We start from the raw sequence: 12,501 nt of genomic DNA, 5'->3' as shown, positions 1-12,501 counted from the left end.
ACGCGCCGGTCTTACCGTTCGACCGACGATCCGCGGACGCGGGGGCCGCTCGGCCTGAACCGCCCGGACGATCCCGCCAACGTGCCGGCGGCTGAAACGGTCGTTCGCGAACTCCTCGATGCGTGTGTGAAGGAATTCGTCGGCATGCTGGCGCCGGGGGAGGTGACGGCCCGCATTCCGCTTCGCCCGGCGCCGGGTCCGAGCGGCGCGAAAGGCCTGGAGGCTGCTCGCCGGGGCGAGTACGCGGCGGCCGTCGGACACTTCAAGGATGCCCTCAAGACGACCCCCGACGATGCGAACCTTCTGTTCGACCTGGCGGCCGTGTCGGAGTGCGCCGGCGAGTTGCAGGCGGCGCTCGAACTCTACAGGAAGGTTCAGGAACTTACCGGCGACCGGGACGTTGCGGCCCACGAAGGGGCCGTCCGCGTCAGCCGCGCCGCCGGTTCCACCGACGCGGCAAGGCCTTAGGCGTAGAGCCGGGCGATGGCGTCGACGGCGGGGGGGACGAGGGGTTTCGTTCGGCCGCCGCGCGTGATCCGGCGCGGCGCGCTTCTACCGATAGGCCTTGGCGTCGTACTTCCTGCCCGAGGGAACCGCGGTCGCCTCGAAGACCAACACCTCGAAAGGCTGCAACTCGATGTCAAGCGGCTCAACCGATGCGGCGCGAAGCGTGCCGAGCCGCTGGTTCGTGCGGGATGGCTTCAGCGCGTAGTCTGTCAGGTGCTCATCCGGGAGCTCCAAGTCATGCGCCAACTCCAGCGCGTACGACTGAGGTTTGTCGGAAGGATTGCGCAGAACCACGATGCCTTTGCGCGGTTGCCAGGCCGCCCAGCCGTACACCTCGCCCTTGCCCGGATCGCCGCCGATCCAGTGGGTGTCGACCAGCACATCGGCGTTGGCCCGCGACCATTTCGCCGCCGCGGCCAGTTCATCCCACATCTTCTCCGTCAACAGGTGCGGGCTGATATACAGTTCCTGCAGGTTTGTGCCGGAACCGAAGAAGGTCCATATCTCATCGGCGACGGACTTCTCGCCGCGCGGCATCTTTGACGGATTGGCCCGCTCGCCGATGCACGGGCCATGAAGCATTAGCGAGTTGAGCGGGTACAGCGGCCCCATCTGCACGATGCACCGGTAGCAGAACATGTCGCGGTAGGTGATCCACCTCTGCCGGTCGTCGCCTGCCCCATGGAAACCCGTATCGCCGCCCTGCCGCCAGATCGAATCGGCATAGCAGACCCAGAACGGGCTGGCCCAGGTGCCGGTCGTGGCGCTGATGAACAGGGCGGGATTCTCGCGCCGCAGAACCTGCGTCAATACGAGGACGGCATCGACGTCATCTCCCATCTCGCCCGTCGCGCCGGTGCTGTTGGCCGAGCCCATGCCGTCGAACTTGAAGAAGACCACTCCATGCTCCCGCATCATCCGCAGGCAGACATCGGAGAATGCCTTGCCATACTTCGCGCCGGCCATGGAGAACCCGCTGCGGTTCGTCTCATAGCCTTGCGACTTGCCGTAGGCGATCCGTTTCTCCTTCGGGCCGCCGTACCCGCCCCACGGCGACATCCACACACCCTGGGCCGCACCGTATTGGGCGCCAGCGTCCTTGAGTTTTTCGAAGCCGTTGGGAAAGTCCTTGTGGAAGCCCCATAGCGAGTCGAAGTCGTCCCAGCCGTCGTCCCAGACGAACGCATCCAGCTTTACGCCCCGCGTGCAGACCATCTCGCGGCCTATGTTCTCGATCGTCGCCAGACACTCGGCTTCGGTCATGTGGTTGTTTGGCCGACCGATGTTGAGGTGGTACCAGCTGTTGTAATGCAGGAACGGCCGATACGGATGCGCCCGGCGCCGTTCGAGGTAGTACAGGAACCCGCGGCGCAGTTGGTTCGGCGGGACGACGCCGATCACCAACGTATAGCGACACGTCTGTCCAGGCTGGAGCACATTGCCTCGCGGCAGGGCACAGCGCACTCTTGAGGCCGCGCCGACCTTGTTCACAGCCAGAGGATGCTCGACCGCCAGGAAGATATCGCCGCACAGAACGACCGAACCGTCCACCTCCCCCACGGATCGGGCATCCCGGACCGTGGCGTCCGCGAAGACCAACTCCCGAATGCGTACGGCCCTGTCCGAAGTCAGGTCGAGCGATTCGATGACGTAATTCGATTCGTCGCGCAGTTGAACGGACCAGTCGGCTCGTATTCCGGATGTCGGGTCCTGGAACGACGCTGTGATGCACCGGCCGCCATGGGCGGCTTCCTTGCGGACCAGGCTCGCGTCGGCCTGGATGGTCTGCAATGCCAACGGGGTGGTCGGTTTCAGCCTCGACAGATCAATCACTTGGCCTTCGTCAAGTACGATTTGCGGCATGTGGCCGGAGGCGAGGATCAGTGTCTGTCCCGTCTGGCGATTGCTGACCGTCACGGCCGTCACGCGATCTTCCTCGACTTTCCACGACGCCTCCATGGCCTGATTGGCCAGAAGCAGGCATGATGCCTCCCGGGAACCGTGCGATTGGCCTGGCGTTACCCCGGGGTAGTCCAATGCCGAAGCCGCATTCACCGCGACGGCAATCCACAGCATCAGGAACAACGCGATTCTCATGAGGTATTCCTACGAGCGGAATTTGTAACCGTTCAGGCCCTTTTGAGAATCCGGATGCTCTGCACGCCGGGCAACGTACCCGGCGTGGAACATCCAAACTCGATCTCAGAGTGCAACATACCGCCCTCGGCATACTGCCCTCGGCGCCGTTGTGTCAAGCACGTTTTCCAGAAGCTTCTCGGAAAGTTCAAGCGGAGGGCCTCGCGAGTCAGATAACCTGCATAACAGCCCGGAAAAAGGGTCCTGGACCGTTTTTGGGCTAAGCGTACAACCGGGCGACGGTGTCGACGGCGGGGGGGACGAGGGGTTTCGTTCGGCCGCCGCGCGTGATCTGGTGCGGCGCGCCTCGTTCGAGGAACTTCCCGACCACGGCCGCGCGGAGCCCTTCACTTTTGCGTTCGGGCGCGCTTCGCCATTTCAGGCCAGCGTCTGGCGGGCGAGGTCCACGTCGTCCACCTTCAGGATGAGAATCCCTTTGTTCTTTCCGCTGTCGCCGCTGCCGTAGATGTAATGAATGTTCACGCGGGCGGCGCCGAGCCTGGCGGCGACGGCCTCGAGCGCACCCGGCTTGTCGTCGAGTACCAGCACCAGCACGTCCTGCGTCGAACAGGCTAACCCGGCCTCCCGGAGGGCCTTTTGGGCCGCCACCGGGTCGCTGACGAGGAGGCGGATCGTCGCGAGGTCCGTCGCGTCGGCGACCGACAGGCCGCGGATGTTGACCTTCGCCTGGGCCAGCACCCGGCAGAGCCGCTCCAACTGGCCGGGAACGTTTTCCATGGTGACGCTCAGTTGCTTCGCTTTTTCCACGGGTATCCTCCTTTTGTCCGCACGGTGGGACGCTTTCATTATAACATAACCGCAAAGGACGCCAAGAACGCAAAGGGAAGATAGGGGAACAAAAGCAAAACCAAGAAGCCAAACAGGGCTGTGTTTGAAGTCGGGGAGCATCGCCGCTCCCATGGTCGCGCAACGCATGCTGTTTGCCGTTCCCCTGTTCTCGTTTTTCTTTGCGCTCTTTGCGTTCTTTGCGGTGAAGAAGTAGCCGGGGCCCGCGCTTGCATCCCGGCGGGGCCTCGTGTAACCTAAGGCCGGAGCACCGCCCAGCGGAGGAGACGATCGGATGGCAACCGGCGGTTCTGTTTTCCGTGGATCCGGGGCGCGATGGCCGGCGATTCTTCTGACGGCGTTGGCGGTCGGGTGGTTTGCGCCGGCCGCCTCGGCGGGGCCGGCGCCCGATTCGGCTGCGTCCGAGGCCGTGACGGCTGGGCCGCCCGCGGCGACGACGGGCGATGGCGCAGCCGCGCCCGGCGAAAAGCCATCCGACGCCGCTCGGAAACTCGAACAGAGCATCGCCCGGTTCTTCGAGGAGCACCTGGGCGGGTGGGCTTCGAAAGAGATGTTCGGGGTGGCGGTGTGGCAATTTTTCGCCGCGTTTCTCTTCATCTTCCTGGGGCTGGTCGCCAAGAAGGTCTCCGACTTCGTGATGGAGAAGAAGGTCATTCCGCTGCTGAAGCGGACGCATCTGGAGTTCGACCATCTGCTGGCGGAGGCGGCCTCGAAGCCGATCGGCTGCCTGCTACTGCTGGGCGGTTTGGGCTTGGCCGTGGCGTCGCTTCGCCTGCCGACCGAGCCGAACGTCCGCGATTTCGCTTATGGCGCCCTGAAGGTGTTTCTCGCGGCCGACGTGGTCTGGTTCCTTTTCCGCGTCGTGGACGTCGCGGTCGAATACCTCTCGCGGATGGCCAAACGCACCCAATCAAAACTCGACGACCAACTTGTGCCGCTGGTGCGCAAGGCCCTGAAGGTGACGATCGGGGTGGTGTGCGGCGTGTGGGTGGTGCAACTTTTGGGCTACAGCGTCTCGAGCCTCCTGGCGGGCCTGGGGATCGGCGGTCTGGCGGTGGCCCTGGCGCTTCAGGACTCGCTCGCGAACTTTTTCGGGTCGGTGTTCATTTTCCTCGACCGCCCGTTCGCCGTCGGCGATACGGTCAAGATCGGCGACGTGACCGGGACGGTCGAACAGATCGGTTTCCGCTCGACGCGCATCCGGACGTTCGACGCGACGCTCGTTGCGATCCCGAACAAGCACGTGGCCGACTCGGGGATTGACAACTGGACCCGTCGCCCGAATCGCCGCGTGTTCCAGTCGGTCGGCGTGACGTACGAGACGACGGCCGACCAGATGCAGCAGGCCGTCGCCGCCATCCGCCGGATCCTCGAAGGCGACGAGGGCGTGGACCCTGAGGGAGTGATCGTGCGGTTCGAGGACTTCGGCGCCTCGAGCCTCGACATCCGCGTCGTGTATTTCACGAAGGCGACGGATTACGCGGGGCACCTCGAGGCGCGCGAGCGGGTGAACCTGGCGATTATGCGGGCGCTGGAGCAGTTGGGTCTGGCGATCGCGTTTCCGACGCGCACGGTGTACTTCGAAGGCGACATCGCCCGGGCGCTGGCCGGACGCGCCGAAACCAATCGCCCTGAGGCCAAAGGCTAAGCGGGGGTACATAAGTTTTGCGCGGCGGGTTCGCCGCGGGGCTTGCCCCGCGCTGCAAACGGCCAGCGCCCCGCCCGCCTTCGCCATAGGCTTCGGCGTGGCAAGCAAGCGGGGCGGCGAACCCACCGTGGGGACCGGCATGGAGAAAGGACTGCGATGAACGCAACCCCCCTGTTGGGCATCATCCTGCATGCTCTCGGCGGCTTCGCGGCGGGCAGTTTCTACATCCCGTTCAAGAAGGTGAAGGGCTGGGCCTGGGAGAGTTACTGGCTCGTGGGCGGGTTCTTCAGTTGGATCATCGCCCCGTGGGTGGTGGGGCTGTTGCTGTGCCCGGACCTGGTGAATGTGTTGCGTTCGGCCCCCCCGAAGAATCTGCTGCTGTGTTACCTGTTCGGCGTCCTGTGGGGCGTGGGGGGTCTGACGTTCGGTCTGTCGATGCGGTACCTGGGGATGTCGCTGGGCTATGCGGTGGCCCTGGGGTTTTGCGCCACGTTCGGGACGATCCTCCCGCCGATCTTCAACTCCGAGTTCGTCGGCCTCGCGACAAGTCTCTCGGGCCAGATCACGCTGGTCGGCATCCTGGTGTGCCTGGCCGGCATCGCGCTGTGCGGCCGGGCGGGCATGCGCAAGGAGGGGGAACTCTCGGCCGAGCAGAAGAAGGCCGCCGTCTCGGAGTTCAGTTTCGTCAAGGGGCTCTGGGTCGCGGTGTTCGCCGGCGTGATGAGTTCGTGCATGGCCTTCGCGTTTGCCGCGGGCAAGCCCATCGCGGACCATGCCGTCGCCTCGGGCGCGCCCGACCTGTTCAAGAACTTCCCGGTCCTGGTCATCACGCTGGCCGGCGGTTTTACGACGAACTGCGTCTGGTGCGTCGTGCTGAACATCCGCAACCGGACGGGCGGCGACTACGTCCGCGGCGGCGTGCCGCTCCTCGCCAACTACCTCTTTGCGGCCCTCGCGGGCGTGACCTGGTACCTCCAGTTCTTCTTCTACGGCATGGGCACCACCCGGATGGGCAAGTACGATTTCTCCAGTTGGACGATCCACATGGCTTTCATCATCGTCTTCAGCAACCTGTGGGGCATCTACTTCCGCGAGTGGAAGGGCTCGAGCGTGCGCACCCACGCGCTCATCATCCTCGGAATTCTCGTGCTGATCGCCTCGACCGTCGTGGTGGGCGTCGGCAACTTCGTGGCCTCGCTCAAGTGACCTCCGGAGGCAGGACCATGACAACGTCCAGGGAGCGGGTCCTGGCGGCCCTCGACCACCGCGAGCCGGACCGCGTTCCCATCGACCTCGGCGGCAACCAGACGGGCATCCACAAGGTCGCTTACCGCAAGTTGATCGACCGGCTGGGTCTCGATGAGAAAATCGTCATCATGGACCTGGTGCAGCAACTGGCCCAGCCGTCGGAACGGGTCCTGGAGCGGCTGCACGTGGACACGCGGTACGTCGCGGCCGGGGGCGCGAAGAGTTTCGCGGGCGGCGTGGTCCGGCGCGAGCGCGGCGGGCGGGTGTGGCACGATTTCACCGACGAGTTCGGCGTCACGTGGTCGATGCCCGACGACGAGCCGTTCTACTTCGACGTCTCCCATTCGCCCCTGGCGGGACTCTCGCTCGACGAGATTCGGGCCTACCCATTTCCGAAGGGCGACGACCCCACCCGTTTTGAGGGTCTGCGCGACCGGGCCCTCCGGTTGCGGAACGAGACGCCCTACGCCGTCATCAGCGGCATCTCGGGCGTCGTCTACGAGATCTGCTGGTACATGCGGGGCCTGGAGAACCTCTTCATCGACATGATGACGCAGCCGCAGGTCCTTGAGGCCGTCATCGACCGCACGCTCGGGTTCTGGCTCGACTGGTTCCGGCTATTCCTGGACGAGGCGGCCGACGTCGTGGACGTCATCATGATCGGCGACGACCTGGCCGGACAGAACGGGCCGCTCTTTGCGCCGCGCCTTTACCGCGAGATCATCAAGCCGCGGCAGAAGCGGCTGGTCCGGTACATCCGGTCGCGGACGAAGGCCAAAATCTGGTACCACACGTGCGGCTCGGTCATGGAATATCTGCCGGACCTCCTGGACAACGGCATCGACATTCTGAACCCCGTCCAGATCTCGGCGAAGGGGATGGACCCTGCGCGCCTGAAGGCCGAGTTCGGCGACCGCCTGGTGTTCTGGGGCGGGGCCATCGACGCCCAGCACGTCCTGCCGCGCGCCTCCCCCCAGGAGGTCCGCGAGCACGTCCGCCGCAACCTGGAGGCCTTCAAGCCGGGCGGCGGCTACGTGTTCAACAACGTCCACAACATCCAGGGCGACGTGCCCCCCGAGAACGTCCTGGCGATGTTCGATGCGGCTTACGAGTTCGGCAAGTACTGAGCCCTGACGGGGATGAGGGAGAGCAGTGCCATGAGAAGATCGTTTGTGATGCGGGCGATGCGGTGTGCGGTCCTGGTGGTCGGCTGCGCCCTCGGCGCGTGCGCGGGACAGGCCCAGGCGGGGGAGGCGGATCTCGCCGCCCTCGAGAAACAGTTCGTCGAGATGCCTATGGAGGCCCGCCGACTGACGGGGCCCCTGTTCTGGCTTCACGGCACCGAGAGCCGCGAACGGCTCGAGATGTACCTCGAGAAGGTCGCCGAGGGACACAACGGCACGTTCACGGCCGAGTCGCGCCCGCACAACGACTGGCTCGGGCCCCGGTGGTACGAGGACCTGGCCATCTGCCTCCAGGCCGCCAAGAAGCACGACCTGACGATGTGGATCTTCGATGAGAAGTGGTGGCCGAGCGGCGAGGTCGGCGGCAAGGTGCCGCCCGAGTTCGGCTGTAAGACCATGGAGGCCGTGGCCACCGCCGTCGAGGGGCCGAAGGCGTTCACCGACGCCGGCTTCGGCGGGCCGCAGGTCATCGCGGCCGTCGCCGGCAAGGAAATTGAAGGCGGCCTCGACGGAGCGAGCCTCGTGGACCTCTCCGGGCGGATCAAGGACGGCACGCTCACGTGGAACGTCCCCGCGGGCAAGTGGAAGGTCATGAAGTTCACGTGGAAGTACAGCGGCGGTCGGCGGCTCGTCGACGGCGCCAGCAAGGACGCCGTCGACTGGTACATCCGCACCGTCTATCAACCGCATTACGACCACTTCAAGGAGGATTTCGGCAAGACGATCAAGGGCTACTTTTACGACGAGTCGGAAATCCCGGTCAGGAGTGAAAAAAAGGGTTGTTCGCATGCCGGAATATGATACAAAGATGGCCAATAAGACGGAATGGTCCACGATGGTCGTGGGCCGTCGGTCATATGGGAAATGTCGGTTGATTCATGCGGCAATAAGAATTGACAGAAATTACGTTGAAGTTCTGACGGGATTTTGTTTCTGTGCATCCATCGTTACTAAACAAGGCAAGAATATGTGTGATAAAGGAGCGACAGATACCATGAGTAAAGCGATTGCAACAACGTGTCGCGTGAGCGGATGGGTGGCGGTTCTGCTGGCGCTGTTGGCTTTCAGCGGCATGGCACGCGCTGGCGAGATCCTGTACAACGGGATCGTGCTGCCGGACGAGTGGCCTCCGAAACGAAGTGGCCTACCCCGCGAACCGATGCCGGTTCCGTATCTGAAAGACAAACCGGAGGTTATTCCGATCGATGTGGGACGGCAACTCTTCGTCGATGACTTCCTGATCCAGGAGACGACGCTCAAGAGAACCTTCCATTCCGCGGAATACCATGCGGAGAATCCGGTGCTCAAGCCCGAGAAGCCCTGGGAGACCAAGGGTAGGAGTAATGTGGCTTTTCCGTACAGCGGCGGGGTCTGGCACGACCCCGCGGACAACTTATTCAAGATGTGGTATGCCGTCGGCAACGAGGGATGGATAACACACTGGTTCGGTTACGCCGTCAGCAAGGACGGCATCCACTGGGAGAAGCCTGCCTTGCAGGACATCGATGGCCGGCGCAAGGAGCTGGACGGATCCAACCTGATCCTGGACATAAGCCAGCATGATTCAAGCGTCATCTGGCTCGATCACGCGGCCGCAGATCCCGGCACCCGCTTCAAGTACTTCGCCACCGAGCAACAGGGCGGCTGGCGCTATACCTACCGGACCAGCCGCGACGGCATCCACTGGTCCGGGCCTGTCGCTTCCAAGCCGATCTGGGGCGACCGGACGACCATATTCTACAACCCGTTCCGCAAGGTATGGTGTCTGAGCCAGCGGATTCACGGTGGAAATGTCGGGCGCGCGCGCGCCTATATGGAAGATCGCAATCCCGGGAAACTCGTGGAGAAGATCCAGCCGAACCAGGGGCTGGCGGCCGCGGGCGAGTCGGTGTTCTGGACCAATGCCGACGATCTCGATCCGCGCAATCCGGTTGAAGAGTACGGGACCATCAAACCGCAACTGTACAATCTGGATGCCACACCCTACGAGAGTCTGATGCTCGGCTTCTTTGCCATCTGGACCGGACCGGAAAATGACACCGTCGCGCGGGAACGCCTGCAGAAACGCTGTGACATCCTTCTCGGGTTCAGCCGCGACGGGTTCCATTGGGACCGCCCGCATCGCGAACGATTCATCGCGGCAAGCTGGGCAGACGGCGCGTGGAACTTCGGCAACATTCAGTCCGCGGGCGGCGGATGTCTCGTCGTCGGCGACAAGCTCCACTTCTATGTGTCGGCGAGGGCCAGGGACGCCACCGGCGGACATGGCAACGGCAGTGCCGGGCTGGCCATCCTGCGCCGCGACGGCTTTGCCTCGATGCAGGCCCATTCGACAGGCTCAGGGCAGGCGGGCGACACGGGCGGCACGCTCACCACCCGGGCGGTGACGTTCAAGGGAAAGCACCTTTTCGTCAACGCTGACTGTCCGCATGGCGAACTGAAGGCCGAGGTGCTCGACAAAGACGGCAAGGCGATCGAGCCCTTCTCGGTCGCGAATTGCGGGCCGGTTTCGTGCGACAAGACGCTGGCAGCGGTCACGTGGAAGGGCTCGGCCGATCTATCAGCCGTGGCTGGAAAGCCGGTCCGGTTCCGTTTTCATCTGAAGAGCGGCGGACTTTACGCTTTCTGGGTCAGTCCCGACAAGTCTGGTGCCAGCCATGGCTATGTTGCCGCCGGAGGTCCCGGATTCACCGGGCCCACGGATACCGTGGGGAAAAGAGAGCACTGATGGAAAAAAATATAACTTCACCCCTCTCTTCCCCCGTGTCACGTCACGTCGCGAATTCATCCGCGCCGTTGGAGCTTTGACACTGATAACTGACAACTGACAACTGACAACTGACAATTGACAACTGACAACTGACAACTGACAACTAACAACTGATAACTGATTGCTAACAGCAGAGGGGACCGATATGAAGAGACAAGGAATGACGATAGGGGTGGTGGCGGTGTTCCTGGCGAGCGCCGCCGCGCGAACTGCCGGGACGCTCCATCCGACCGTTACCTTCTCCCTCCCTCCGGGTTATAACCGTGGACGGTCTGTGAAGCCTCGGGGGGGCGATGCCATGATGCAACGCACACTGCTCTTGCTCGGAAGTGTTCTTCTGGCGACGGTGGCGGCAGCCCTGGGGGCCGAGGCGCCCACGGCCCCGGCGGCAGCCCCGGCCCCGCCGGCCGCGCCCGGCATCATCCGCCTCGACCCGCCCGAACTCGGCTTCTTCTCCAAGCAACTCGATTACCACGGCATCCCCATCAAGGCCCACGAGGTGGTGGCCGACGAGGCGAGATAGAATCGAGACAGGCGGCGGATGTTCCGTCGCCGCGCGGGTTGCTGTTGCTCCGGTCGCCCTTCGGGCTCTCTCCGCAACCGTAGCGGGAACGTTACCCATAGCGGCGGGGCGGCGGTTCCACCTTATTCCGGGCCCGCCCCCAAAGGGGTCCAAAGGGAACAGGGACGTGGCGGGCGCATGGGGACAAGCTAAGGAGAGCAGTGCCATGAGAAGATCGTCGGTGATGCGGACGATGCGGTGTGCGGTCCTGGTGGTCGGCTGCGCCCTCGTGGCGGGCACGCCGCAGTCCCTTGCGGGAGCAGCGGAGCCCGACTTCGCCGTCCTTGAGAAGCAGTTCGTCGAGATGCCCATCGAGGCCCGCCGACTGACGGGGCCCCTGTTCTGGCTCCACGGCACCGAGAGCCGCGAACGGCTCGAGATGTACCTCGAGAAGGTTGCCGAGGGACACAACGGCACGTTCACGGCCGAGTCGCGCCCCCACAACGACTGGCTCGGTCCCCGGTGGTACGAGGACCTGGCCATCTGCCTCCAGGCCGCCAAGGAGCACGACCTGACGATGTGGATCTTCGACGAGAAGTGGTGGCCGAGCCAGATGCTCGGCGGCAAGGTGCCACCGGAGTACGGCACAAAGGTCCTCGTGGCGGATGCGGCCCCGGTCGACGGGCCGAAGACCTACGTGGCCGACGGCTTCGGCGGCCCGCGGTTCATAGGGGCGGTCGCCGGCAAGGAGGGCGAGGGCGGCGCCATCGATGGCGATTCGCTTGTGGACCTTGCACGAAACATCAAGGGCGGCACGCTAACTTGGGGCGTCCCCGCCGGCAAGTGGAAGATCATGAAGTTCACGTGGGCGTTTGCGGGGGCCAAGGGGATGCAGAAAAAGTGGATCTCCGTGGACGGCGCCAGCCGGGACTGCGTCGAGTGGTTCCTCAAGACTGTCTATCAGCCGCACTACGACCGCTTCAAGGACGACTTCGGCAAGACCATCAAAGGCTATTTCTACGACGAGCCGGAGACGCAGGGCGACTGGGGCACAGAAGTCATGAAAATGCTGGCCGAGCGCAAGATCGACTGGAAGAAGCCCTTCGTGGCCTGGAAGTTCCGCCTCGCCGGCGACGAACAGGCCGCAGCGAAATATCAATATCAGGACGCCTTCGCCGAGGCCTGGGGCCGCACCCTCTACGGCGGCATGTCCGAGTGGTGCCGCGCGCACAAAGTCATCTCGATGGGCCACTTCATGGAGCACAACTGGGACTACCTGAGCCGCGACCTCTGCGCCGGCAACATGTTCCAACTGATGAAGTACAGCGACATGGGCGGCATAGACTTGGTGTGCCAGCAGTTCTATCCCGGCCAGAAGAAGATGGGCCTCTGGCAGATGGCCAAACTCGGCAGTTCCGTCACGCACATGTACGCGAAGGCCGACGACATCACCATGTGCGAGATGTTCGGCGCGTACGGCCAGGGCATCACGTACCTCCAGATGAAGTGGCTGACGGACCAGATGCAGGTGCGCGGCGTGAACTTCATGATCCCGCATTCGTTCAACCCGAAGTCGCCGTACGACACCGACTGTCCGCCCTACTTCTACAACGGCGGCTGCGAGCCGCGCTATCCGCTGTACCGCGTGTACGCCGATTACACGAGCCGCCTGAGCCTGCTGCTTTCGGGCGGGCGGCAC

At 63.9% G+C, this 12,501-nt stretch carries 10 protein-coding genes; 8 read left to right on the top strand and 2 right to left on the bottom strand.

Translation table 11 applies throughout. From position 1 onward, the window contains the following. A partial coding sequence (locus tag NTX40_02730) for a tetratricopeptide repeat protein (GenBank protein ID MCX5648003.1) occupies nt 1-468 on the top strand: 468 nt, incomplete at its 5' end. Between the two features lie 84 nt (nt 469-552). Here NTX40_02730 and NTX40_02725 read toward each other — a convergent pair. Together NTX40_02725 and NTX40_02720 are read right to left on the bottom strand one after the other, a co-directional pair. Further along, nucleotides 553-2,604 (bottom strand): enterotoxin, encoded by a 2,052-nt coding sequence (locus NTX40_02725; protein MCX5648002.1) that lies wholly within the window; start codon nt 2,602-2,604, stop codon nt 553-555. Between the two features lie 417 nt (nt 2,605-3,021). Then, nucleotides 3,022-3,411: an ACT domain-containing protein gene (locus tag NTX40_02720; GenBank protein ID MCX5648001.1), complete on the bottom strand. Its 390-nt coding sequence runs from the start codon at nt 3,409-3,411 to the stop codon at nt 3,022-3,024. Between the two features lie 313 nt (nt 3,412-3,724). Here NTX40_02720 and NTX40_02715 point away from each other — a divergent pair, with 313 nt between their 5' ends. The 7 genes from NTX40_02715 to NTX40_02685 all read left to right on the top strand — a co-directional run. After that, on the top strand, nt 3,725-5,098 hold the full coding sequence (locus NTX40_02715; protein MCX5648000.1) for a mechanosensitive ion channel family protein: 1,374 nt from the start codon (nt 3,725-3,727) through the stop codon (nt 5,096-5,098). A gap of 156 nt (nt 5,099-5,254) precedes the next feature. Continuing rightward, nucleotides 5,255-6,304, top strand: a complete 1,050-nt coding sequence (gene rhaT, locus NTX40_02710) for an L-rhamnose/proton symporter RhaT (protein ID MCX5647999.1) — start codon at nt 5,255-5,257, stop codon at nt 6,302-6,304. Nucleotides 6,305-6,321: 17 nt separating this feature from the next. Continuing rightward, nucleotides 6,322-7,473: a hypothetical protein gene (locus tag NTX40_02705; protein MCX5647998.1), complete on the top strand. Its 1,152-nt coding sequence runs from the start codon at nt 6,322-6,324 to the stop codon at nt 7,471-7,473. A gap of 30 nt (nt 7,474-7,503) precedes the next feature. Next, nucleotides 7,504-8,331 carry a hypothetical protein gene (locus tag NTX40_02700; protein MCX5647997.1) on the top strand — a complete coding sequence of 276 codons (828 nt, stop codon included), beginning with the start codon at nt 7,504-7,506 and terminating at the stop codon, nt 8,329-8,331. A 193-nt stretch (nt 8,332-8,524) separates the two neighbouring features. After that, nucleotides 8,525-10,258 (top strand): hypothetical protein, encoded by a 1,734-nt coding sequence (locus NTX40_02695; GenBank protein MCX5647996.1) that lies wholly within the window; start codon nt 8,525-8,527, stop codon nt 10,256-10,258. A gap of 340 nt (nt 10,259-10,598) precedes the next feature. Further along, complete coding sequence (locus tag NTX40_02690) at nt 10,599-10,823, top strand: hypothetical protein (protein ID MCX5647995.1); 225 nt, start codon at nt 10,599-10,601, stop codon at nt 10,821-10,823. Between the two features lie 205 nt (nt 10,824-11,028). Continuing rightward, nucleotides 11,029-12,501 (top strand): glycosyl hydrolase (locus NTX40_02685; protein MCX5647994.1); only part of this gene is annotated, 1,473 nt, incomplete at its 3' end.

Source organism: Planctomycetota bacterium (assembly GCA_026387035.1).
GTDB lineage: Bacteria > Planctomycetota > Phycisphaerae > FEN-1346 > FEN-1346 > JAPLMM01.
Note: the sequence above shows the minus strand (reverse complement) of the source record. Positions and strands in the feature narration are given on the sequence as shown.

Bases quoted from the DNA above. Each gene is read 5' to 3' on its own strand.
- NTX40_02725 (MCX5648002.1), bottom strand. From the start codon at position 2,604: ATGAGAATCGCGTTGTTCCTGATGCTGTGGATTGCCGTCGCGGTGAAT.
- NTX40_02715 (MCX5648000.1), top strand. From the start codon at position 3,725: ATGGCAACCGGCGGTTCTGTTTTCCGTGGATCCGGGGCGCGATGGCCG.
- rhaT (MCX5647999.1), top strand. From the start codon at position 5,255: ATGAACGCAACCCCCCTGTTGGGCATCATCCTGCATGCTCTCGGCGGC.
- NTX40_02705 (MCX5647998.1), top strand. From the start codon at position 6,322: ATGACAACGTCCAGGGAGCGGGTCCTGGCGGCCCTCGACCACCGCGAG.
- NTX40_02700 (MCX5647997.1), top strand. From the start codon at position 7,504: ATGAGAAGATCGTTTGTGATGCGGGCGATGCGGTGTGCGGTCCTGGTG.
- NTX40_02695 (MCX5647996.1), top strand. From the start codon at position 8,525: ATGAGTAAAGCGATTGCAACAACGTGTCGCGTGAGCGGATGGGTGGCG.
- NTX40_02690 (MCX5647995.1), top strand. From the start codon at position 10,599: ATGATGCAACGCACACTGCTCTTGCTCGGAAGTGTTCTTCTGGCGACG.